18 protein-coding genes are annotated in these 24,049 nt (G+C 69.9%); 14 read left to right on the top strand and 4 right to left on the bottom strand.

From position 1 onward, the window contains the following. Positions 1-2: 2 nt before the first annotated feature. On the top strand, positions 3-1,457 hold the full coding sequence (locus ADL01_RS20940) for a M1 family metallopeptidase (protein ID WP_053743551.1): 1,455 nt from the start codon (positions 3-5) through the stop codon (positions 1,455-1,457). A gap of 177 nt (positions 1,458-1,634) precedes the next feature. Continuing rightward, on the top strand, positions 1,635-3,131 hold the full coding sequence (gene hflX / locus ADL01_RS20935) for a GTPase HflX (RefSeq protein WP_053743550.1): 1,497 nt from the start codon (positions 1,635-1,637) through the stop codon (positions 3,129-3,131). Positions 3,132-3,243: 112 nt separating this feature from the next. Here hflX and ADL01_RS20930 read toward each other — a convergent pair whose 3' ends face one another. Beyond that, complete coding sequence (locus tag ADL01_RS20930; protein ID WP_053743549.1) at positions 3,244-4,479, bottom strand: trypsin-like serine peptidase; 1,236 nt, start codon at positions 4,477-4,479, stop codon at positions 3,244-3,246. Between the two features lie 347 nt (positions 4,480-4,826). Here ADL01_RS20930 and ADL01_RS20925 point away from each other — a divergent pair, with 347 nt between their 5' ends. The 4 genes from ADL01_RS20925 (at position 4,827) to ADL01_RS20910 (ending at position 11,354) form a co-directional block, all read left to right on the top strand. After that, complete coding sequence (locus ADL01_RS20925; protein WP_078960659.1) at positions 4,827-6,341, top strand: diaminobutyrate--2-oxoglutarate transaminase family protein; 1,515 nt, start codon at positions 4,827-4,829, stop codon at positions 6,339-6,341. Positions 6,342-6,417: 76 nt separating this feature from the next. Next, on the top strand, positions 6,418-8,427 hold the full coding sequence (locus ADL01_RS20920) for an IucA/IucC family protein (RefSeq protein WP_078960658.1): 2,010 nt from the start codon (positions 6,418-6,420) through the stop codon (positions 8,425-8,427). An 80-nt stretch (positions 8,428-8,507) separates the two neighbouring features. After that, positions 8,508-9,257 (top strand): GNAT family N-acetyltransferase, encoded by a 750-nt coding sequence (locus ADL01_RS20915; RefSeq protein WP_053743547.1) that lies wholly within the window; start codon positions 8,508-8,510, stop codon positions 9,255-9,257. A gap of 84 nt (positions 9,258-9,341) precedes the next feature. Beyond that, positions 9,342-11,354 (top strand): ATP-dependent DNA helicase, encoded by a 2,013-nt coding sequence (locus ADL01_RS20910; RefSeq protein ID WP_053743546.1) that lies wholly within the window; start codon positions 9,342-9,344, stop codon positions 11,352-11,354. Between the two features lie 145 nt (positions 11,355-11,499). Here the strand turns inward: ADL01_RS20910 and lexA are convergent, their stop codons facing one another. Next, a complete protein-coding gene (lexA, locus tag ADL01_RS20905) occupies positions 11,500-12,279 on the bottom strand; it encodes a transcriptional repressor LexA (protein ID WP_053743545.1) in 780 nt (259 codons plus the stop codon). Between the two features lie 518 nt (positions 12,280-12,797). Between lexA and nrdR the strand changes: the two genes are divergently transcribed. From nrdR to ADL01_RS20890, 3 genes are all read left to right on the top strand, one after another. Next, entirely contained in the window at positions 12,798-13,349 is a 552-nt protein-coding gene (gene nrdR, locus ADL01_RS20900) for a transcriptional regulator NrdR (protein WP_053743544.1), read from the top strand. Between the two features lie 168 nt (positions 13,350-13,517). Further along, positions 13,518-16,415 (top strand): vitamin B12-dependent ribonucleotide reductase, encoded by a 2,898-nt coding sequence (locus ADL01_RS20895; protein ID WP_053743543.1) that lies wholly within the window; start codon positions 13,518-13,520, stop codon positions 16,413-16,415. A 101-nt stretch (positions 16,416-16,516) separates the two neighbouring features. Further along, complete coding sequence (locus tag ADL01_RS20890) at positions 16,517-17,332, top strand: DUF2785 domain-containing protein (RefSeq protein ID WP_053743542.1); 816 nt, start codon at positions 16,517-16,519, stop codon at positions 17,330-17,332. On the opposite strand, the gene ADL01_RS20885 is transcribed toward ADL01_RS20890, so the two are convergent. Next, positions 17,323-17,856: a TerD family protein gene (locus tag ADL01_RS20885; RefSeq protein WP_053743541.1), complete on the bottom strand. Its 534-nt coding sequence runs from the start codon at positions 17,854-17,856 to the stop codon at positions 17,323-17,325. The two genes, ADL01_RS20890 and ADL01_RS20885, sit on opposite strands and share 10 nt — an antisense overlap. A gap of 152 nt (positions 17,857-18,008) precedes the next feature. Between ADL01_RS20885 and ADL01_RS20880 the strand changes: the two genes are divergently transcribed. From ADL01_RS20880 to ADL01_RS20870, 3 genes are all read left to right on the top strand, one after another. Next, positions 18,009-18,614, top strand: a complete 606-nt coding sequence (locus ADL01_RS20880) for a YdbC family protein (RefSeq protein WP_053743540.1) — start codon at positions 18,009-18,011, stop codon at positions 18,612-18,614. Between the two features lie 127 nt (positions 18,615-18,741). After that, positions 18,742-19,401, top strand: a complete 660-nt coding sequence (locus ADL01_RS20875; RefSeq protein ID WP_053743539.1) for a histidine phosphatase family protein — start codon at positions 18,742-18,744, stop codon at positions 19,399-19,401. A gap of 12 nt (positions 19,402-19,413) precedes the next feature. After that, entirely contained in the window at positions 19,414-20,319 is a 906-nt protein-coding gene (locus ADL01_RS20870; protein WP_053743538.1) for an ADP-ribosylglycohydrolase family protein, read from the top strand. A 515-nt stretch (positions 20,320-20,834) separates the two neighbouring features. Here the strand turns inward: ADL01_RS20870 and ADL01_RS20865 are convergent. Further along, complete coding sequence (locus ADL01_RS20865; protein ID WP_053743537.1) at positions 20,835-22,391, bottom strand: MFS transporter; 1,557 nt, start codon at positions 22,389-22,391, stop codon at positions 20,835-20,837. Positions 22,392-22,617: 226 nt separating this feature from the next. Between ADL01_RS20865 and ADL01_RS20860 the strand changes: the two genes are divergently transcribed. After that, on the top strand, positions 22,618-23,241 hold the full coding sequence (locus ADL01_RS20860; RefSeq protein ID WP_078960657.1) for a TetR/AcrR family transcriptional regulator: 624 nt from the start codon (positions 22,618-22,620) through the stop codon (positions 23,239-23,241). Between the two features lie 60 nt (positions 23,242-23,301). Then, positions 23,302-24,003 carry a ribonuclease HII gene (locus tag ADL01_RS20855; protein ID WP_053743535.1) on the top strand — a complete coding sequence of 234 codons (702 nt, stop codon included), beginning with the start codon at positions 23,302-23,304 and terminating at the stop codon, positions 24,001-24,003. Positions 24,004-24,049 lie beyond the last annotated feature (46 nt).

The following is a 24,049-nucleotide window of genomic DNA, read 5'->3' as shown; positions in this document are numbered from 1 at the left end:
GCATGCTGCTCAACCCCCGCACCCGGTTCACGTCGGCGCTGCTCGCCTCCGCCGTCTCCGTCTGCCTCGTCGCCGCGAGCGCCCCCGCGGCCCCCTTGGGCGTCGGCGACCGCCTCTTCCCGCACCTGGGCAACCCCGGGTACGACGTGGCGTCGTACGACCTGGCCTTCAGCTACCCCGGCACCAACTCCAAGCCGCTGTCCGCCGTCACCACCATCGACGCCTGGACCACCACCGCACTCGAACAGATCAACCTCGACTTCTCCCACGGCACCGTCGGGTCGGTCGAGGTCGACGGTGAGCCGGCGTCGTTCACCAGTGCGGGCGAGGACCTGGTGGTGACGCCCCCGGAACCGCTGCCCGCCGGGAGCTGGATGCGCATCACCGTGCGGCACACCAGCGACCCCGTGTCCGCGCCCGGCCGTGACGGCGGCTGGGTGCGCACCGACGACGGGCTCGCGATGGCCAACCAGGCCGATGTCGCGCACCTGGTGTTTCCGTGCAACGACCACCCGTCCGACAAGGCGATGTTCACCATCAGGGTCACCGCCCCGAACGGCTATACGGCGGTGGCCAACGGTCTGCCCACCGGCGCCGACCGGGTCGGCGGGGCCACGACCTGGACGTACCGCACCCAGCACCCCATGGCCACCGAACTGGCCCAGGTGTCCATCGGCCGCTCCACCGTGGTCCACCGCGCCGGGCCGCACGGGCTGCCGGTCCGCGATGTGGTGCCCACCAAGGACCGCGCGGTGCTGGAGCCGTGGCTGAAGAAGACGCCCGCGCAGATCGAGTGGCTGGAGAGCAAGGTCGGCCGCTATCCGTTCGAGACGTACGGGCTGCTCATGGCGGAGGCATCGACCGGCTTCGAACTGGAGACACAAACCCTCTCTCTCTTCGAGAGAGGTCTGTTCACCGAGCCCGCGTACCCCGAGTGGTACGTCGACTCGATCATGGTGCACGAACTGTCCCACCAGTGGTTCGGCGACAGCGTCAGCCCCCGCACATGGTCCGACCTGTGGCTCAACGAAGGACACGCCACCTGGTACGAGGCCCTGTACGCGGAGGAGAAGGCCGGCCGGAAGCTGGTGGACCGGATGAAGGCCGCGTACGGCGCCTCCGACCGCTGGCGGGCCTCCGGGGGACCGCCGGCCGCTCCCAAGCCGCCCAAGCCCGGCCAGAAGATCGGCATCTTCCGCCCGAACGTCTACGACGGCGCCGCCCTCGCCCTCTTCGCCCTGCGCCAGGAGATCGGCCGCCCGGCGTTCGAACGGCTGGAGAAGGCCTGGGTCGGCCTCCACCAGGACGGCGTCGCGGGTACCGCCGACTTCGAGCGCCTCGCCTCGGACATCGCCGGGCGGGACCTGGGCGCGTTCTTCCAGGCCTGGCTGTACGGGCAGAAGACGCCGCCGATGCCCGGGCACCCGGACTGGAAGCCCGTCGCGCCCACGGCATAGCCCCGCGAAATAACACCGTGACGAGACGGGGCGTGCCGTGCGACCATCTTCAGGTCGGCGGCGCTGCCCCCGGCCCACCAGACGGCTTCCGGGAATCTCCCGGGACGCTCGTGCGTTGTGACCTGTGACGGGGCTCGCTCCGTCACCGCACACGAACCCCATCGACGTAAGGACCCAATGACCTCCTCTTCTTCCCCTTCCCAGGACACTGAGCGCCTCGCGCACACCTACCCCGAAGGTCTTCGGGCCGATGCCCTGATGGAAGAGGACGTCGCCTGGAGCCACGAGATCGACGGAGAGCGGGACGGCGACCAGTTCGACCGCTCCGAGCGCGCGGCCCTGCGCCGCGTGGCGGGCCTCTCCACCGAGCTCGAGGACGTCACCGAGGTCGAGTACCGCCAGCTCCGCCTGGAGCGGGTCGTGCTCGTCGGCGTGTGGACCACGGGGACCATTCGGGACGCGGACAACTCCCTCGCCGAACTCGCCGCTCTCGCGGAGACCGCGGGCGCGCTGGTGCTCGACGGCGTCGTCCAGCGCCGTGACAAGCCCGACGCGGCCACCTACATCGGCTCCGGCAAGGCCAACGAGCTGCGGGACATCGTCATCGAAACGGGCGCGGACACCGTCATCTGCGACGGTGAGCTGAGCCCGGGCCAGCTGATCCACCTCGAAGACGTCGTCAAGGTCAAGGTCATCGACCGTACGGCCCTGATCCTCGACATCTTCGCCCAGCACGCCAAGTCCCGAGAGGGCAAGGCACAGGTCGCGCTCGCGCAGATGCAGTACATGCTGCCGAGGCTCCGCGGCTGGGGTCAGTCGCTGTCCCGTCAGATGGGCGGTGGCAAGGGCGGTGGCCTCGCCACCCGTGGTCCCGGTGAGACCAAGATCGAGACGGACCGGCGCCGGATCCGCGAGAAGATGGCGAAGATGCGCCGGGAGATCGCGGAGATGAAGACCGGCCGCGAGATCAAGCGCCAGGAGCGCCGCCGCAACAAGGTGCCCTCGGTCGCCATCGCCGGTTACACCAACGCCGGCAAGTCCTCGCTGCTCAACCGCCTCACGGGTGCGGGCGTGCTGGTCGAGAACTCCCTGTTCGCGACCCTCGACCCGACCGTGCGCCGGGCCGAGACCCCGAGCGGACGGCTGCACACGCTGACCGACACGGTCGGTTTTGTACGGCACCTGCCGCACCACCTGGTCGAGGCGTTCCGCTCCACGATGGAGGAGGTCGGCGACGCCGACCTGATCCTGCACGTGGTGGACGGTTCGCATCCGGACCCGGAGGAGCAGCTGGCCGCCGTGCGCGAGGTGATCAGGGACGTCGGCGCCACCGGCGTACCCGAGATCGTCGTGATCAACAAGGCGGACGCGGCGGACCCGCTGACGCTCCAGCGACTGATGCGGATGGAGACGCGTTCCATCGCGGTGTCCGCCCGCACCGGTCAGGGCATCGACGAACTGCTCGCGCTGATCGACAACGAGCTGCCCCGGCCCTCGGTCGAGATCGAGGCACTCGTGCCGTACACCCACGGCAAGCTGGTCGCCCGTGCCCACACCGAGGGCGAGGTGATCTCCGAGGAGCACACCGCGGAGGGCACGCTGCTCAAGGCGCGTGTGCACGAGGAACTGGCGGCGGAACTGGCGCCGTACGTGCCGTCGGCAGCGGCGCTCTAGGCTCCGCCGGGCGGGTGCGTTTTCGGCTGCGGGTTCGTTGTGGCTGGTCGCGCAGTTCCCCGCGCCCGTTGTAAGTCCCCCCATTGCCTTCGGCATGGGGGGACTTACAGCGTTACTGGGCGGCGAACTTCCCGCTCATCTCCTCGTACACGCCCTTGGCCACCTTGCCCAGGCGCGGGCCCGCCAGCCAGCCTGCCTTCACCGGGCCGATCGAGGTGTTGGAGACCAGGGCCGGCTCGCCGTCCGAGCCGGTGGCGACCCAGCCGCCGCCTGAGGAACCGCCGGTCATGGTGCATCCGATCCGGTACATCGTCGGGTCGGACCTGACGATCGACAGCCGGCCCGGCGCGTCCTGGCACTGGTACATCGTCTCGCCGTCGAACGGAGCCGCCGCCGGATACCCGGTCGCCGTGATGCTCTCCACCCGCGACACGGCAGGCGCGGCGAAGTCCACCGGCAGGGCCGAACCGACCGTCTCCTCCAGCGACTTGCCGCTGCCGCCCTTCTCCGGCGTCACATGCATGACCGCGAAGTCGTACGGAGCTCCGTCACCGCCCGTCGAACCGCCCTGTGCGATCCACTGGTCCGAGGTCCGCACCCAGTCGGCCCACCAGACGCCGTAGGGAGCGATCTCCGCGCGGGGAGTGTTCTCCACCTCGGCGCTCGACCTGCCCGCGTTGTTGTACGACGGGACGAAGGCGAGGTTGCGGTACCAGCCGCCCTTCTTTCCGGCGTGCACACAGTGGCCCGCGGTCCAGACGAGGTTCGACTTCCCGGGGTGGGCGGGGTCCGCCACCACCGTCGCCGAGCAGACCATCGTGCCCTGGGGGCCGTCGAAGAACACCTTGCCCGCCTCGGGCGCGTTGGCGTGGTAGGCGGGTGGCACGGCCCTGGCTTTCACCGCCCTCGGCGTCGGGTCGGTCACGCCCTGGTCGTCCGACAGGTCGTCTCCGTCGACGCTCTTCTGCGGGTCGTCGGCGCCCCGCATCCGGTCCGTGTCCCAGAGGCCCTCGATGATCGGGTTGACGTAGTCCTCGGCCTCGCGCAGCCAGTCGTCCTTGTCCCAGTTCTTCCAGGCGCCGTTCTTCCACTTGTCGATGTCGATCCCGTGCTCTTTGAGCTTGTCCTTGAGCCCGTCCGGGATCGTGATCTTTCCGGCCCCGTCGTCGGTCGCGGAGGAGGAGGGCTGTCCGCTCGCGTCGGAGTTTCCGGAGCCGGAGCCGGAGCCACAGGCCGTGGCGGTGAGCGCGAGCGCTATGGCGAGGCCGACGGCGGCCCGGACGGGGGAGGGTTTGCGGCGCGCTCCCCTGCCTCGGCGGGCGACGAAGGGTGGGCGAATGGGTCGCATGATCTGACTCCCCCTGGCTGGTCGAACCGTGTGCTGTCCCCGCACGGCACCACACATTATGCGGTCGCCGCCGGGACCCACCGGCGGAACGGCAACGGTTTCGCTACGGGCTCCGCGGTCTCATGACCGGCCCGTGGACCGTTCATGTGACGCCTTGTCATCACTGTTTCGGGAGTGCTGTTTTCCGTCGTGCTGACGCGACGGCGCCCTCGCCGCAAGGATCTTGAACCGACCCGTGACTCCTGTGGCGCGCCGGGTGTTGGTAACGGGAGGGGTGTATCGGCGAGTTGGTGGTTGGCGGGTCGGCGGAGCAGTGGGGAGTCGGGAAATTGGGGTTGCGGGAGTCCATGGAGACGGGGGAGTGCACGGGAGAGCGGGAGGAATCCCGGGCGTCCACCGAAACGGAAGCGGAGATCGACGCGCGCGCGAGCTCGCGCCGGGCGCAGGAGGGGATTCTGCGGCGCCAGTCGGCGCGTGAATCGGCGGCGCGCACCTACGCGCGCGCCCTGCCGATCGTTCCCGTACGGGCACGCGGGATGACGATCGAGGGCGCCGACGGCCGCCGCTATCTCGACTGCCTCTCGGGCGCGGGGACACTGGCCCTCGGGCACAACCACCCCGTCGTGCTGGAGGCGATCCGCAAGGTCCTCGACTCGGGGGCGCCGCTGCACGTCCTCGACCTGGCGACCCCCGTCAAGGACGCCTTCATCACCGAGCTGTTCCGTACCCTTCCGCCCGGGCTCGCCGACCGCGCGCGCGTGCAGTTCTGCGGGCCGGCCGGGACGGACGCGGTGGAGGCCGCCTTCAAGCTCGTGCGCGCCGCGACCGGCCGCGCCGGCATGCTCGCCTTCACGGGCGCCTATCACGGGATGACCGCCGGTTCGCTCGGTGCCTCCGGTCACGCGACCGACGTCCGGGTCACCCGGCTGCCCTTCCCCCATGACTACCGCTGCCCCTTCGGGATGGGCGGCGAGCGGGGCGCCGAACTCGCCGCCCGCTGGACCGAGTCCCTTCTCGACGACACCAAGTCGGGTGTGCCGCTGCCGGCCGGGATGATCCTCGAACCCGTCCAGGGCGAAGGCGGGGTGATTCCCGCGCCGGACGCCTGGCTGCGGCGCATGCGGCGGATCACCGAGTCCCGCTCGATCCCGCTGATCGCCGACGAGATCCAGACGGGAGTGGGCCGCACCGGCATGTTCTGGGCGGTGGAGCACAGCGGGGTCACCCCCGATGTGATGGTCATGTCCAAGGCGATCGGAGGCAGCCTGCCGCTGGCGGTCGTGGTCTACCGCGACGACCTCGACGTCTGGGAACCCGGCGCCCACGCGGGCACCTTCCGCGGCAACCAGCTCGCCATGGCGGCCGGCACGGCCACCCTGACGTATGTCCGCGAGCACGGCCTCGCCGACCGCGCTGCCACCCTGGGGGCCTGCATGCTCGCCCAACTCCGGCAGCTGGCAGCGGAGTTCCCGATGATCGGCGATGTGCGCGGCCGGGGCCTGATGATCGGGGTCGAACTGGTCGAACCGGGGGATGAGCGGGGCGCGGGGGGCGCTCCGGATGTCGCCTACGGTGATCCAGGCACCGATCCGGAGATCTTTCCCGGGCCTGTCGGCGGTGGGCCGCGTCCCGCAGCGCCCGAACTGGCAGCCTCCGTACAGCGAGAGTGCCTGCGCCGGGGGCTGATCGTCGAACTCGGCGGGCGTCGGGCGAGCGTCGTCCGACTGCTGCCTCCGCTGACCATCAGCGACGAACAGGCCGCCGCGGTGGTCGACCGGCTGGCCGACGCCGTAGCGGCGGTCGCCCGCGGCCACACCGACTCCGGCAGCCCGCACGCCACCCCCTCCGAGCGAGCGGGGTAGTCCAGGCCCCCTGTCCGCCCGTACCACCCCGGCTCACCCCCGCACGTGCACTCGAACAACCTCACGAGGAACCGTCTTGAACAGCACCCCCGTACCCGAAGGCCGTTCCCACCCCACCCCCGCGCGAGATGCCGGGTCCGGGAGGGAAACGGTGCCCCGGCAGAAGGGGGCGTCCGGCGGGGCCGAGCGGTCGCGCGGTGCCACGGCCGACCTCCTCGAACACCTCGACCCCCACACCGCGGCCCAGGCCGCCGCCACCGAGAACCTGCTGCGCTGCTGGGTACGGGAGAACGACCTCACCGCCCCCGGAGACGGCACCCTCCGTATCCCCCTCCCCACCAGCGGCACCGCCCTGCTGGCCCCGGTCCACTACTGGTCCCCGACCGGCTGGCACCGTTTCGGCCTCCCCCACCTGGCCGACGCCCCCTCGGGAGCCCCGGCCGCCGACGCGGTCACCGTCGCGACCCTGCTCGCGAGGGAGGCGTACGCCGGACCGAAGCCGGCCGGAACGGACACCGACGCGGGGTCCGGGGCGCCCTCGGCCGACGCGGACGGCACCCCGGCAGCGCCCGACGGGCAGGCCTCGCCAACGCCCGTTCCCTCCGTCCTGCCCCGCGACGCCGTCGACCTGGTCGCACGGGTGGCCGACTCCGTGCGCCGGACCGCCACCTTCATCAGCGACCGTCGTGCCCAGCCGGCCGACGGCCCCGACCTGTTCCTCACCGCCGAGCAGGCGCTGCTGCTCGGCCACCCCCTGCATCCGACCCCGAAGAGCCGCGAAGGGCTCGCCGAGGCCGAAGCCCGGCTCTACTCCCCGGAACTGCGCGGCTCCTTCCCGCTGCACTGGCTGGCGGTGGCCCCCTCCGTGCTCGCCACGGACTCCGCCTGGACCGAACGCGGCCGTCCCATCCGCGCCGAACAGCTCACCGCGCAGCTCATCGGCACCGCCGTGCCGCTCCCCGACGGCTACGCGGCCCTCCCGCTCCACCCCTGGCAGATCCGCGAGACCCGGCACCGCCCCCAGATCGCAGCCCTGTTCGAAGCCGGTCTGCTCCGCGACCTGTGCACCCACGGCTCCCCCTGGCACCCCACCTCCTCCGTACGCACCGTCCACCGCTCGGGCGCCCCCGCGATGCTGAAGCTCTCGCTGGGACTGCGCATCACCAACTCCCGGCGTGAGAACCTCCGCAAGGAACTCCACCGAGGTGTCGAGGTGCACCGGCTGCTGCGCGGCGGACTGGCCAAGCAGTGGCAGACCACGCACCCGGCCTTCGACATCGTCCGCGACCCGGCCTGGCTCGCCGTCGACGACCCGGACGGCCACCCCGTCCCCGGCCTCGACGTGATGATCCGGCACAACCCGTTCCATCCGGCGGACGACGTCTCCTGCATCGCCGGACTCGTCTCACCTCGCCCCCGCGCCCACCTGGGCGGCACGGCCGACCCGCGACCGGAGGGCCCGGTCCTGCGGTCCCGGCTGGCCGAGGTCGTCACACGGCTCGCCGGACGGACCGGCCGCCCGCGCGGAGCCGTCGCCGCCGAGTGGTTCCTGCGGTACCTGGAGCACGTCGTACGGCCCGTGCTCTGGCTGGACAGCGAGGCAGGCATCGCCCTGGAGGCGCACCAGCAGAACACCCTGCTCCTGCTGGACGGCGACGGCTGGCCCCGGGGAGGCCGCTACCGCGACAACCAGGGGTACTACTTCCGAGAGTCCCGGCGTGCCGAACTCGACGCCCGGCTGCCCGGCATCGGCGAACAGAGCGACACGTTCGTCTCCGACGAGGTCACCGACGAACGCTTCGCCTACTACCTCGGCATCAACAACGTACTGGGCCTCATCGGCGCGTTCGGCTCACAGCGCCTCGCCGACGAGCAGCTTCTGCTCGCCGCCTTCCGGCGCTTCCTCAAAGACGTCGCCTCGGGTCCCGCCCGACTGCGTACGTCCCTGCCCGGCTCGCTGCTCGACTCACCCGTCCTGCGCTGCAAGGCCAATCTGCTCACCCGGCTGCACGGTCTCGACGAGCTCGTCGGGCCGGTCGACACCCAGTCCGTCTACGTCACCATCGCCAACCCCCTTCATCCATGACACCTCCGGCGCCCCGACCGCACCAACTCCCTTTCACCCCGAGGAACGCGACACACCCCATCTCCTGAGAGGAGCGTCCCGTGCCACCCGCCGACGCGAGCACCGACGCCCGTACCGCCCCGATCGCCGAGAGCTACGCCGAATTCCCCACCGGCGGCGACAGCGAGGACACGTTGGAGCTGCGCCTGCCCGACGAGTTCGTCGCGCTGTTCGCCGGCGGCAGCGGGGCGGCGGACACCGTCGCCCCGGCGACCGACGACGATCTCCTCGACCGCATCGGGGACTGGGGGCCGACCCGCACGCCCGCGGGCTCGTTCCACCTCGTCCCCGTACGGGTCGAGCGCGACCTGTCCCTGATCGGCCGCTGGATAAACGACCCCACCGTCGCCACCTTCTGGGAGCTCGCCGGCACCGAATGCGTGACCGAGGCCCATCTGCGGTCCCAGCTCGACGGTGACGGACGCAGCGTCCCTTGTCTCGGCATGCTGGAGGGCACCCCCATGAGCTACTGGGAGATCTACCGCGCCGACCTCGACCCACTGGCCCGGCACTACCCCGCACGCCCCCACGACACCGGAGTGCACCTCCTGCTCGGCGGTGTCGCCGATCGCGGGCGCGGACTGGGCAGCATCCTGCTCAGAGCCGTCGCCGACCTCGTACTCGACAACCGTCCGTCCTGTACCCGCGTCGTCGCGGAACCGGATCTGCGCAACATTCCCTCCGTCTCGGCCTTTCTGAGCGCCGGTTTCCGGTTCTCCGCCGAGGTGGACCTGCCCGCCAAACGGGCCGCCCTCATGGTCCGGGACCGGGGCCTGCGCGATGTGCTGTAAACCCCCCGCGCCCCACCTGACCCCACCGTGCGCTCCCGTCTTGATCGCCCGATTGTCAGTGGCGCCCCGTAGGGTGGTCGGGCTATGACGAAGCCCTCACTCCCCGAACTCCTGCACGCTGCCGTCACCGCTGTCGGCGGCACGGAGCGCCCCGGCCAGGTGACCATGGCCGAAGCCGTCGCAGAGGCGATCGACGACGGTTCCCATCTGCTGATCCAGGCAGGTACCGGCACCGGAAAGTCGCTCGGTTACCTCGTACCCGCGCTCGCGCACGGCGAGCGGGTCGTGGTCGCGACCGCGACGCTCGCGCTGCAGCGCCAGCTCGTGGAGCGCGACCTGCCGCGCACGGTCGACGCGCTGCATCCGGTCCTGCGCCGCCGCCCCGAGTTCGCGATGCTCAAGGGGAGATCGAACTACCTGTGCCTGCACCGCCTCCACGAAGGCGTGCCGCAGGAGGAGGACGAAGGTCTCTTCGACCAGTTCGAGGCGGCCGCCCCCACCAGCAAGCTGGGCCAGGACCTGATGCGCCTGCGCGACTGGTCGGACGAGACCGAGACCGGCGACCGCGACGGCCTCACCCCCGGCGTCTCCGACCGGGCCTGGGCACAGGTCTCCGTCTCCTCCCGCGAGTGCCTGGGCGCCTCGAAGTGCGCGTACGGCGCCGAGTGCTTCGCCGAGATGGCCCGCGAGCGCGCCAAACTCGCCGAGGTGATCGTCACGAACCACGCGCTGCTCGCGATCGACGCCATCGAGGGCGCGCCCGTCCTGCCCCAGCACGAAGTGCTGATCGTCGACGAGGCGCACGAACTGGTCTCACGGGTCACCGGAGTGGCCACCGGCGAGCTCACCCCCGGCCAGGTCAACCGTGCCGTGCGCCGGGCGGCGAAGCTCGTCAACGAGAAGGCCGCCGACCAGCTCCAGACGGCGGCCGAGGGCTTCGAGCGGGTGATGGAGCTGGCCCTGCCGGGCCGCCTCGAGGAGGTCCCGGAAGACCTCGGGTACGCGCTGATGGCACTGAGGGACGCCGCCCGTACGGTGATCTCCGCGATCGGTGCGACCCGCGACAAGTCGGTCCAGGACGAGGACGCGGTCCGCAAGCAGGCGCTGGCCTCGGTGGAGTCCGTGCACGACGTCGCGGAGCGGATCGCGAACGGCTCCGAGTGGGACGTCGTCTGGTACGAGCGGCACGACCGCTTCGGTGCCTCACTGCGCGTCGCCCCCATGTCGGTGTCGGGCCTCCTCAGGGAGAAACTCTTCACGGACCGCTCCGTGGTCCTGACCTCGGCGACGCTCAAGCTGGGCGGCGACTTCAACGGCGTCGGGGCCTCCCTGGGCCTCGCACCCGAGGGCACGACGGGCGATGACCTTCCGCAGTGGAAGGGCGTCGACGTCGGCTCGCCCTTCGAATACCCCAAGCAGGGCATCCTGTACGTCGCCAAGCACCTGTCGCGCCCCGCGCGTGACGGCGACCGCGGCGACATGCTCGACGAGCTCACGGAGCTGATCCAGGCGGCGGGTGGCCGGACCCTCGGCCTGTTCTCGTCGATGCGGGCGGCCCAGCTCGCCGCGGAGGAACTGCGTTCCCGTATCCCCGAGTTCCCGATCCTCCTCCAGGGCGAGGAGACGCTCGGCGAGCTGATCAAGAACTTCGCGGCCGACCCGAAGACCTGTCTGTTCGGCACGCTGTCGCTCTGGCAGGGCGTCGACGTGCCGGGCGCCAGCTGCCAGCTGGTCGTCATGGACAAGATCCCGTTCCCGCGCCCGGACGACCCCTTGATGAGCGCGCGCCAGAAAGCCGTAGAGGACGCCGGAGGCAACGGCTTCATGGCCGTCGCGGCCACCCACGCGGCGCTGCTCATGGCTCAGGGCGCCGGCCGTCTCGTACGGGCGACGGGGGACCGCGGTGTGGTCGCCGTACTGGACCAGCGGCTGGCCACGGCCCGCTACGGCAGCTATCTGAAGGCCTCCCTGCCGGACTTCTGGTACACCACGGACGGCGGTGTTGTCCGGCGCTCGCTGGCCGCGATCGACGCCACGGCACGACAGGCGGAGGACGCGTCGGCGGCCGAGGAAGCCGAGCGGGCGGCGGAAGCGTAGACGCCAATGTGCGGGCCACCGACTTCAGTCGGTGGCCCGCACATTGGCGCACCCGAACACGGGACAAAGCAGGGCCCCGGAACCGGCGCAGTGGTTCCGGGGCCCGGTCAGGGGCGCGGGCCGTACGGCCCGCCTCCCGCAGCTCTCACACGCGGCGGAGAACAGCCACCACCTTGCCGAGGATCGTCGCCTCGTCGCCGGGGATCGGCTGGTACGCGGAGTTGTGCGGGAGGAGCCAGACATGGCCGTCCTCGCGCTTGAAGCGCTTGACCGTGGCCTCGCCCTCCAGCATCGCGGCCACGATGTCGCCGTTCTCGGCCACCGGCTGGCGGCGGACCGTCACCCAGTCGCCGTCACAGATCGCGGCCTCGATCATCGAGTCACCGACGACCTTCAGGACGAAGAGCTCTCCGTCACCCACCAGTTGGCGGGGGAGCGGGAACACGTCCTCGACCGATTCCTCGGCGAGGATGGGACCGCCGGCGGCGATACGGCCCACAAGCGGGACGTACGACGCGGCGGGCTTGCCCGCGGTGTCCGTGGGCTGCACGGAAGCCCCTTGGTCGGAACCGCGTACTTCATAGGCGCGCGGGCGATGCGGATCGCGCCGCAGGAATCCCTTGCGCTCCAGGGCCATGAGCTGGTGTGCGACCGATGAAGTACTGGAGAGGCCGACTGCCTGCCCGATCTCGCGCATCGACGGCGGGTAACCGCGTCGTTGCACGGAGTCCCTGATGACCTCGATCACGCGCCGTTGTCGGTCTGTGAGTCCCGAGCTGTCCGCTCGGATTCCTGGAGGTCGTCCAGGGAGGGACCGCTTGTGTCCCTCAGGATTCGTGGCTTCGTTCATCGCATGCACCGGCTCGAGTCGGCCCTGGGAGCGGTCCTGGGCGGTGATGGTGGCACTGTCTGCGGTGGTGGTCACGTCGGCCCCTCTCGATGGTCTCCCGTGCAGTGCAACGGTAGTTGCTTTCGAAAGGTTGCGCCAAACACACGTTCGAGTGAAAAATTGCGGTTGGCCTGCCGCGATCAGATTTCTGGGTGTATGGCTCATGCTGTGCCGGGTGGGCGCAGGGGGTGAAGGGGTTGATTGTCGTACCCTTCACCGCCGGAGTGGAGACCTCGTGGGCCGGTGCTCAAGTCTGCCATCCGGAACCCCGCCAGCCGGGAATCGACCCCCCTCGCGCGCGGTTCTCACCGTATCTCCGCATGTTCCCTGGGGGTATGGCCGTGCGGCACATGCCAATACCGGTGCGACACGCGTGTGCGTGCGGATGTACGGGCCAATCCCCACATCTAGTGGTTGGATTACGGCGGTAGCCCAGAAGTTGTGGTCCCCCGGGTCTTCGACCCCTCGGGCATCACCTATGCTGGGGGCTGCTTCGAGGGGCTCAAGGGCCCTTACGAGGCTATTGAGTCTGCTGTGAGGGAGGGTTGGAGATCATGCACTGCCCCTTCTGCAGGCACCCCGACAGCCGCGTCGTCGACAGTCGTACGACCGACGACGGCACGTCGATCCGCAGGCGCCGCCAGTGTCCTGACTGCTCCCGTCGGTTCACGACCGTCGAGACGTGCTCGCTCATGGTGGTCAAGCGGTCCGGAGTCACCGAGCCCTTCAGTCGCACGAAGGTCATCAATGGCGTGCGCAAGGCATGTCAGGGACGGCCCGTCACCGAAGACGCGCTCGCCCAACTCGGCCAGCGGGTCGAGGAAGCGGTGCGCGCCACCGGCAGCGCCGAGCTGACCACCCACGACGTGGGGCTGGCCATGCTCGGTCCGTTGCAGGAACTCGACCTTGTCGCCTACCTGCGATTCGCGTCCGTCTACCGGGCGTTCGACTCGCTGGACGACTTCGAGGCCGCCATCGCGGAGCTCAGGGAAGCATCGCGCCGCCCCGCCGTGGACGACGAAGACCCGGATGTGGGGCGCCAGGAAGACGATCGCGGGTCCGGGGGGACTGCTCAGGTCCCCGTGCCCGCCAACGCCGCCGACTGACCGGCGGGCCGGTCCCGGACAGCGCGTTCGGACCCGGCCCCGGAACGACGGCGAGCCGAAGACCTGCTGCGGGCGGCATCAAGAGGGTGCCCGCAGCGCCAGGAACAACACCGTGTCATGGGAACAACGTGACACTTCTGGGCGTTTTGCCCGATACAGGGAGGCGGCATGACAGAGACGGCGAGCGGTCCGGCACGGAGTTCCCGCGCAAAGGGGACGAAGGTGGCCAAGGGCCTGCGCATCGAGCGGATCCACACCACCCCCGGCGTGCACCCGTACGACGAGGTCGAGTGGGCGAGCCGTGACGTCGTCATGACCAACTGGCGCGACGGCTCGATCAACTTCGAGCAGCGTGGCGTCGAGTTCCCCGACTTCTGGTCGGTGAACGCGGTCAACATCGTCACCAGCAAGTACTTCCGCGGTGCTGTCGGCACCCCGCAGCGCGAGGTGAGCCTCAAGCAGCTCATCGACCGCATCGTGAAGACGTACACGAAGGCGGGCGAGGACTATAAGTACTTCGCCTCCCCGGCCGACGCCGAGATCTTCGAGCACGAGCTGGCGTACGCCCTGCTGCACCAGATCTTCAGCTTCAACAGCCCGGTCTGGTTCAACGTCGGGACCCCGCAGCCCCAGCAGGTCTCGGCCTGCTTCATCCTGTCCGTCGACGACTCCATGGAGTCGATCCTCGACTGGTACAAGGAAGAGGGCATGATCTTCAAGGGCGGCTCGGGCGCCGGCCTGAACCTGTCCCGGATCCGTTCCTCCAAGGAACTGCTCTCCTCGGGCGGCAACGCCTCCGGCCCGGTCTCCTTCATGCGCGGCGCAGACGCGTCGGCCGGAACGATCAAGTCGGGCGGCGCCACCCGCCGCGCGGCCAAGATGGTCATCCTCGACGTCGACCACCCCGACATCGAGGACTTCATCGAGACCAAGGTGAAGGAAGAGGAGAAGATCCGCGCCCTGCGTGACGCGGGCTTCGACATGGACCTGGGCGGCGACGACATCACGTCCGTCCAGTACCAGAACGCCAACAACTCCGTCCGCGTGAACGACACGTTCATGAAGGCGGTCGAGGCGGGCGGCAAGTTCGGGCTCACCTCCCGGATGACCGGCGAGGTCATCGAGGAGGTCGACGCCAAGGCGCTCTTCCGCAAGATGGCGGTGGCGGCCTGGGCCTGTGCCGACCCGGGCATCCAGTACGACGACACGATCAACCGCTGGCACACGTGCCCGGAGTCCGGCCGTATCAACGGCTCGAACCCGTGCAGCGAGTACATGCACCTGGACAACACGTCCTGCAACCTCGCCTCGCTGAACCTGATGAAGTTCCTCAAGGACGACGGCAAGGGCCGCCAGTCCTTCGAGATCGACCGCTTCGCGAAGGTCGTCGAGCTCGTCATCACCGCGATGGACATCTCCATCTGCTTCGCCGACTTCCCCACCCAGAAGATCGGCGAGAACACGCGCGCGTTCCGCCAGCTCGGCATCGGCTACGCCAACCTCGGCGCCCTGCTGATGGCGACCGGTCACGCGTACGACTCCCAGGGCGGCCGCGCCCTGGCCGGCGCCATCACCTCCCTGATGACCGGCACCTCGTACCGCCGCTCCGCCGAACTCGCCGCGGTCGTCGGCCCGTACGACGGCTACGCCCGCAACGCGCAGCCGCACCTGCGGGTCATGAAGCAGCACGCCGACGAGAACGACAAGGCTGTCCGCATGGACGACCTGGACACCCCGATCTGGGCCGCCGCCACGGAGGCCTGGCAGGACGTCGTCCGTATCGGCGAGAAGAACGGCTTCCGTAACGCGCAGGCGTCCGTCATCGCCCCGACCGGCACCATCGGTCTCGCGATGTCCTGCGACACCACGGGTCTTGAGCCCGACCTCGCGCTGGTCAAGTTCAAGAAGCTCGTCGGCGGCGGCTCGATGCAGATCGTCAACGGCACGGTCCCGCAGGCCCTGCGCCGCCTGGGCTACCAGGAGGAGCAGATCGAGGCGGTCGTCGCCCACATCGCCGAGCACGGCCATGTGATCGACGCCCCGGGCCTCAAGCACGAGCACTACGAGGTGTTCGACTGCGCCATGGGCGAGCGGACCATCTCCGCGATGGGCCACGTCCGGATGATGGCCGCGATCCAGCCCTGGATCTCCGGCGCCCTGTCCAAGACGGTCAACATGCCGGAGTCGGCGACCGTCGAGGAGGTCGAGGAGATCTACTTCGAGGCCTGGAAGATGGGCGTCAAGGCGCTCGCGATCTACCGCGACAACTGCAAGGTCGGCCAGCCGCTCTCCGTCAAGAAGAAGGAGGACGAGAAGGCCGCGGTGACCGAGAAGACCGAGGCGACGATCCGTGAGGCCGTCGAGAAGGTCGTCGAGTACCGCCCGGTCCGCAAGCGCCTCCCCAAGGGCCGTCCCGGTATCACCACGTCCTTCACGGTCGGCGGCGCCGAGGGCTACATGACCGCCAACTCCTACCCGGACGACGGTCTCGGCGAGGTCTTCCTGAAGATGTCCAAGCAGGGTTCCACCCTCGCGGGCATGATGGACGCCTTCTCGATCGCCATCTCGGTGGGTCTGCAGTACGGCGTGCCGCTGGAGACGTACGTCTCGAAGTTCACGAACATGCGCTTCGAGCCGGCCGGTATGACGGACGACCCCGATGTCCGTATGGCCCAGTCGATCGTCGACTACATCTTCCGCCGCCTCGCGCTGGACTTCCTCCCCTTCGAGACGCGTTCCGCCCTCGGCATCCACTCCGCCGACGAGCGCCAGCGTCACCTGGAGACGGGGTCCTACGAGCCGACCGACGAAGAGGTCGACATCGAGGGCCTGGCGCAGTCGGCGCCCCGCACCCAGGAACTGAAGGCCGTCGCGGCCCCGAAGGCGGTCGTCGCGGAGGTGCCGGAGCCCGCGCTGCAGCAGGTCCACACCAGTGCCGAACTGGTCGAGATGCAGTTGGGCATCCAGGCGGACGCCCCGCTGTGCTTCTCCTGCGGTACGAAGATGCAGCGGGCCGGGTCCTGCTACATCTGCGAGGGATGCGGGTCGACCAGCGGTTGCAGCTGACCTCGACGGACGCTCCCTGACCGGTGAGTGAAGGAGGAGGGGCGCCGGCCATGTGCCGGTGCCCCTCCTTCGTCGTGTCGTGGGCCGCGTAACCTCCGCCCATGGACGACACGTTGCGACGCCACGACGGTGACATCGGTGAACTCTCCGCGGCTGCCCGGGCCGCCGCGCTCGAGGCGCTGGTCGCGGATCTCCGTTCCCCGGATCCCGTGGTCCGTGACGAGGGGGCGTACGGCGCGGCTGTCCGCTGGATACCCGGCCTCGACGCGGCGGAGCGAGGGTGGTTCGGGGATCGTATGGCCGGGCTGTTCGACGATCCCGGTGTTCAGGCGCGCGCGTTCGCCCCGCTTGTCCTCGCCCGGATCGTCGACGCGGGGGACTGGCGGCAGGAGTGGTGGGAGGCGTTCGCCGGGTGGTATCCCGGCGAGACCGATCTGCGCGGGTACGACCCTGTGCTGGGCTGGGTGCATGCCGCCGCGCACGGGGCTGATCTGCTCGGGGCCCTCGCGCGGCGCCCGCAGCAGGAACCCGCGCCGCTGTTCGAACTGGCCGTCGCGCGGCTGCTGGCCGGCACCGAGCAGGTCTTCGACGCCCAGGAGGACGACCGGATCGCTCGTGCGCTGGCCCGGATCCTGTGCCGGCCCGGGCTGAGTGCCGACGAGTCGGTGGGATGGCTGGAAGCCGTCGCTGCGGCGTTCCGGACGGGGGAGCCGGGGCCGGTTCCCCCGTGGGCCTCCAACACCATGCGCACACTGCGCACGCTGTACCTACTGGTTGACCGCGGACTGCTGACGCCGACAGGGGACGGCCCGCCTAGTACGGTCACCCATCGGGAGGCCGTACTCGACGCGCTGGCCGCCACCCTCGCGATCGTCACCCCCGGCCTGCCTTCCCTTTCGGGGAGGGATCAGCTCTGACGTGAGCGGCCCATCTCCCTGGTGAACGTCGAGGGGTCCTCCTCGAAGCCCTGGACGCCGGAGTGGAAGTCCCACGACCCACTCTCGTCGCGGACGAACTCTCCGACCGTGGCCGCCGTGGACCCCAGAACGCCGCCGAAGTCGTCCTCGGCGAGGACGGTGTAGCCCTCGCGGATGCGCAGGCCCGGTCCCCGGACACCGACGAACGTCCGGTGCGTGGAACGCTGTTGGATGATGACGCCGACTACGACGCGCGCGTACTCGGCGGCCAGCCGGTCGAACTCCAGCGTCATGACCTCGTCCCAGCCGAAGCCCTTGCCGTCCTTGCTGTCCCGGTTGAGGGTGATCGTGCCGTCCGGGGAGCGGCTGTCGAAATGCACCACGTAGGCGGGATCGCCGTACGGATCGGTCGCCGGGTAGGTCGCGGCGACGATGTCGAGATCGGTGGGCGGCTCGCCCGTCGGACTCGGGTCCCACTTCAGTGAGACTTCGACCTTGCGGATCCCCTTGTTGAGGGCCTTCACCAGACTTCCCTTCCCCGTTCGCCGTGTGCTCGCTCCAACTGCCGGTACAGCACAGCTGGTTGTCCATCGTGCCACGCGCGCGGGGGCGCTCGCGCGGTCGCACTCCGCCGGAGCGTGACCGGCGCCACGCTCCGAGCCCTTACGATGGCGCGGTGCTGGTCAAGTGGATTCGCTGCACCGTGGTGGACCGCCGCGGTTTCGAACGGGGGCAGCGAAAGTGGGCGGGACTTCTGGGGGAGCCGGGATTCCGGGGGCAGGGCGGGGGCTGGAGCCGGGGGCGTCCCGGCGTGGCACACGTCTTCGCTTTCTGGGAGAGCCGCGCCTTCTACGACTCCTTCATGGCCCGGTCCCATGACCGGCTCGCCACCGCTCAGTCGGGCACCTTCAAGGACCAGCAGGTCAAGCTCTTCGACCACCGTTTCGACGTGAAGACCGGCTTCGAGCCGCGCTTCACGGACTCCGACCTGGTAAGGGTGGCGTACTGCCGTGTCCACGAGGAGCGTGCCGAGCACTTCGCGCTGATGCAGGAGAAGGTCTGGAATCCGGCGATGGCGGGTTCGCCCGGCATGGTGCGCGGGCTGTTCGGCGAGGCGCCGGGGCACGAGTTCCTGATCATGTCGATGTGGCGGTCGGCCGCCGAGCACGGCAAGTACCGGGCCGAGCGGGTGGAGCGGCTGGCGCTGCGGGCGCAACTGGAGGCGGATGTCGCGGCTCTCGCCGGTGACATAGTCGAGCTGGAACCCACCTGGACAGTCTGAGATCGGCCCGCTTGGACAGCCCGAGATCGGAACGCTGTGTGCTCCGGCGCGCACGACATGTGCGACATACGCCGTATAGAGGCCGCGCGAGTGCCCGGTCGGCGCCGACCCGATCTAGGGTTTTGGCATGGTAAGACCACGGCGCATCGTCCTTGTCCGGCACGGCGAGTCAATGGGCAATGCCGATGACACCGTCTACGAGCGCGAGCCGGACCACGCCCTCGCCCTCACCGAACGCGGCTGGCGACAGGCGGAGGAGACGGGCAAGCGCCTGCGCGAGGTGTTCGGGCAGGAGCAGGTCAGCGTGTACGTCTCCCCCTACCGTCGTACGCACGAGACCCTGCGCGCGTTCAGCCTGAACCCCGACCACATACGTGTGCGAGAGGAGCCCCGCCTCCGCGAGCAGGACTGGGGCAACTGGCAGGACCGGGACGACGTACGGCTGCAGAAGGCATACCGGGACGCGTACGGGCACTTCTTCTACCGCTTCGCCCAGGGGGAGTCCGGGGCCGATGTGTACGACCGGGTCGGTGGCTTCCTGGAGAGCCTGTACCGCAGCTTCGAGGCTCCCGACCATCCGCCGAACGTGCTGCTGGTGACCCACGGGCTGGCCATGCGGCTGTTCTGCATGCGCTGGTTCCACTGGACGGTCGCGGAGTTCGAGTCGCTGTCCAATCCCGGGAACGCGGAGATGCGGATGCTCGTTCTCGGGAGTGACGGCAGGTACACCCTTGACCGGCCGTTCGAGCGTTGGCGTGAGCCGGAATCGTATGGAGTCACCGGATAGAGTGACAGGGCGATGACTGCTGATTCCTCTTCCCACGAGCGCCTGGAGCGCGCCCTGGCAAGCCTCCGCGGGCTTGCGGTGGGGGATGCGCTGGGGTCGCAGTTCTTCGTGCCCGTGAATCACCCCCTGCTCAAGCTCCGCGAGCTGCCGCCCGGCCCCTGGCAGTGGACGGACGACACGGAGATGGCGTGTTCCGTGGTGGCCGTGCTGGCCGCGCACCACCGCGTCGACCAGGACGCCCTGGCCCGCTCCTTCGCGCAGCACCACGACTTCGACCGCGGGTACGGCCCCGCGGTGAACCGGCTCCTGCGGCTGGTCCGGGAGGGCGGCGACTGGCGCGAACTGGCGTCCACCCTGTTCAACGGCCAGGGGTCGTGGGGCAACGGCGCGGCCATGCGCATCGCCCCTCTGGGCGCCTGGTACGCGGACGACCCCGAGCAGGCCACCCATCAGGCGGAGATCTCCGCCTATCCCACGCACCAGCACCGCGAGGCCGTCGTCGGCGCCATGGCGGTCGCCGCGGGCGCCGCCCTGGTGGCCGCCACGGGCGGCCCGCCGAGCCCCGGTGAGCTTCTCGACGGTGTGATCGCGCTCGTCCCGAGAAGTGCCGTGTCCGTCGGGCTGCGGCGCGCCCGAGACATGCTCGACTACGCCGACGCCGGGACCGTCGCGGCCGTACTGGGCTGTGGCCGGCGTACGTCGGCGCACGACACGGTGCCGTTCGCGCTCTGGTCGGCGGCGCGTGCCCTGGGTGACTACGAACAGGCGTTCTGGGCGACGGCCCAGGTGGGCGGCGACGTGGACACGAACTGCGCCATCGTGGGCGGCGTACTCGCCGCGGGAAAGGCCGGGACACCGCCGACGGCGTGGCTGCAACGGACGGAAGAACTGCCGGAGTGGGCGCCCTCGGGGGCGTAGCGCGCGCGGTGAGCCACCGGAGCAGCCGTCGAGGTACGCGCGCGTGGAGAGGGCGTACGTCGGCGGGGCCGCCGCGAACGCCGTCGGTACAGGTCGCCGGGGAGTGGAGCCAGCGGCCGGATCTCGCCCATGCGCGGCCCTCCGGGGGCGCGGGGTGGTGAGTGGCGTCAGCTGTCGAATGCACGCGCACGCGGCCGCTGTATGCGGTCCCGGAGTTCTACGTGAGGTGTAGCGCCGCCTTGGCGGACGAGGTTCCGTCGGGGCTGTGCTTGCGGGCCGGGGGTGCCCGGGGGAGTGGCGCCGACCGTGGCTTGCGTGTCGGCCGCTGTATGTGGCGGTGCGGCGTTCGCGGTGACATGGCCGCCGGCGGGTGCGGACCCGGGGCGCCGGGGAAGTGACGTCAGCCGTGGCCTGCGTGGTTCCGCGAAGCAGGGATGCGTCGCTCAGGGCGTCGGAGGGACGCACCCCTGACTCGTGGGGCCGTCAGCAGCGTCTGTGGGTCCGCTGCCGGGAGATCAGCCGCCCGCCGGACCCGCGGTGCTCGCCGTGCCTGCCAGGGCCTCCAGGTCGCTCTTGCGGACGCGGATCACGAAGCAGGCGGTGGCGAGGGCCACCAGGGCCATCGCGGCGGCCGGGATGAAGGCCGTGGCGATGCCGTGGGCGAGCACCTCGTGGCTCCAAGGGGCGGGGAGTTGCTTGGTCCTGGCGAACTCCGCCTTCTGCTCCGGCGTGGCCACGGCGAGGAACTTGGACACCTGTTCCACCGCCTCGTTACGGCTGGCCGCGCTGAACACCGTCGTCAGGATGGAGAGACCGAGCGAACCACCCACCTGCTGCGTGGTGTTGAGCAGCCCGGACGCGGCGCCCGCCTCGTGCGGGGCGACCCCGGAGACCGCCGTCAGGGTCAGTGTCACGAAGTTCAGGCCCATGCCGAAGCCGAACACCAGCATCGGGCCGAGCACCCCGCCGACGTAGGAGCTGTCGGGGGTGATGAACGTCTGCCAGGCGAGCCCGAGCGTGACCAGCGTCGATCCGGTCACCATGAACGGTTTGGGCCCGAAGATCGGCAGGAAACGCTGCGACAGGCCCGCGCCAATGGCGATCGCGAAGGTCACCGGCAGGAAGGCGAGGCCCGCCTCGATCGGCGTGTACAGCAGGACGTTCTGGACGAACAGAACGATGAAGAAGAACATGCCGAACATCGCGGCGGCCAGGCTCAGCATGATCACGTACGTGCCCGAGCGGTTGCGGTCGGCGAACATCTTCAGCGGGGTGATCGGCTCCGCGGCGCGCATCTCCACGAAGACGAAGGTGGCCAGCAGGACCATCGCCGTGCCGAAGGCCGCCAGGGTCAGGCTGTCCCGCCAGCCGTCCTCCGCCGCGCGGATGAAGCCGTACACGAGGGACGCCATGCCCAGTGTCGAGGTCAGCGCGCCCATGAGGTCGAAGCGGCCCGGATGACGTGCGGACTCGCCGATGTACACCGGCGTGAGCACGGCGATCAGAATGCCGATCGGTACGTTGACGAAGAGCACCCAGCGCCAGTTGAGCCACTCCGTGAGCATGCCGCCGGCGAGCAGGCCGACGGCGCCGCCGCCGGCCGAGACGGCGGCGAAGACCCCGAACGCCCGGTTCCGCGCCGGGCCTTCGGCGAACGTCGTGGTGATGAGCGCCAGCGCTGTGGGCGAGGCGATCGCGCCACCCACGCCCTGCAGGGCCCGCGCGGCCAGCAACTGCCAAGGCTCCTGGGCGAGTCCGCCCAGCAAGGAGGCGGCGATGAACAGCAGGATGCCGGTCATGAACACGCGGCGGCGGCCGAGGATGTCACCGGCCCGGCCGCCGAGCAGCAGCAGGCCGCCGAAGGTGAGGGTGTACGCGCTGACCACCCACGTGAGGTCGGTGGTGCTGAACTCGAGGGCGCCTTGAATGTGTGGCAGGGCGATATTCACAATCGTCGCGTCGAGTACCACCATGAGTTGGCAGGCCGCGATGACGGTGAGTGCTATGCCGGGATGCCCCTCCCGGCGGGCCGCACCTGGTTTCTGGTCCTTCATCAGCGAAGAGGTAGTCACTATGGGTCCCCCATAAGAGCACTAGTGAACGCTTGCGTTCACTGTCGCGTCAAACGGTAGTGAGTCCCCGACAGTGAACGCAAGCGTTCACTGAACTCGTTTGTCGGCTCGCATGGCGGTCGCCCGGGTAATCTCGGCGATTCACCGCGTCGGTGATCATGGCAATTCCGACAATCCTGATAATCCTCGCACTCGTCGCTCCCCCTTGCTCGCTGGAGACACTCAGATGGTTACTTCGCGCTGGACGGCCGCATCCGCTCGGCCGGCCTCCCCCCGCCGGCGCGGCGCCGTGCTCGAAGCGGCGATCCTCGATGCCGCGCTGGAACAACTCAGTACCGTCGGCTGGAACGGGCTCACGATGGAGGGTGTCGCCGCCGGAGCGCAGACCGGCAAGGCCGCGGTCTACCGGCGCTGGCCCTCGAAGGAGGACCTCGTCGCGGACGCGCTCCAGGCCGGGCTGCCGCGCTTCGACCGGGCGCCCGACCTCGGGAACGTTCGGGACGACCTTGTCGAGCTGTGCCGGCAGGTGCGGGCGGCGATGTTCTCGCGCCCCGGATTCGCGCTGCGCTCGGTGATTCACGAATGCGACAGCCCGCAGGTGGAACGCTTTCAGAGCCTGATCTTCGGAGGGGTCGTCGAGCCGACGGTCAGGCTCCTGGGGGAGATCATCGACCGGGGAATCGAGCGGGGGGAGACGCGTCCCGACGCTGCGAACGGCTACGTGTTCGACGCCATTCCGGCGATGATGATGTACCGCACGAAGGTGTGCGCGAGCGAATGGGGGGAGCGGGACATCGAGGAGATGGTCGACCAGCTGATGGTTCCGCTGCTCCGGGCGGCAAGAGCCTGAAGTCGCTTGCGGGAACCGGGGTGTCGAGCGGGGTTCCGGGCGGCGTAGGCTAAGACCGCCATGCCGTACGAAGCACCCACCCACACCGTCGAGCGCTCCCTGCGCGCCACGACCGGAGCGAAGGTCATCGCCGGCGTCGACGAGGTCGGGCGGGGCGCGTGGGCCGGTCCCGTCACCGTCTGCGCGGCGGTCACCGGTCTCCGGCGGCCCCCCGAGGGACTCACCGACTCCAAGCTCCTCGCGGTCAAGCGGCGTACCCAACTCGCGGAAGTGCTGCGGGAATGGGTCACGTCGTACGCGTTGGGACACGCCTCTCCGGAGGAGATTGACGACCTGGGGATGACGGCGGCACTGCGGCTCGCCGCGGAGCGCGCCCTGGATGCCTTGCCGGTCCGCCCCGACGCGGTCATCCTCGACGGGAAGCACGACTATCTCGGGTCGCCGTGGCAGGTCCGCACGGTGATCAAGGGTGACCAGTCGTGCGTGGCGGTCGCGGCGGCGTCCGTGATCGCCAAGGTTCAGCGCGACAAAATGATGGCCGAACTGGGTATCGACCATGGAGACTTCGGTTTTGCGGCCAACGCCGGGTACCCGTCGCCCGTGCACAAGGCCGCGCTGGAGGAGCGGGGGCCCACCCCGTACCACCGGCTGTCGTGGGCGTATCTTGATGCGCTGCCCCAGTGGCGGCACCTCAAGAAGGCGCGCAGCTGGGCGACCGGGAACGTTCCGGAGATCGAGGGCCAGCTCGGCTTCGACTTCTGACGGTTCCGTCCGCACCCATGTGCCACCCGCCGACGCGAGTCGCACC

This window comes from Streptomyces sp. NRRL WC-3618 (genome assembly GCF_001280005.1).
Lineage (GTDB): Bacteria > Actinomycetota > Actinomycetes > Streptomycetales > Streptomycetaceae > Streptomyces.
The sequence above is the reverse complement of the archived record's forward strand: the minus strand, read 5'-3'. Positions and strand labels throughout refer to the sequence as shown.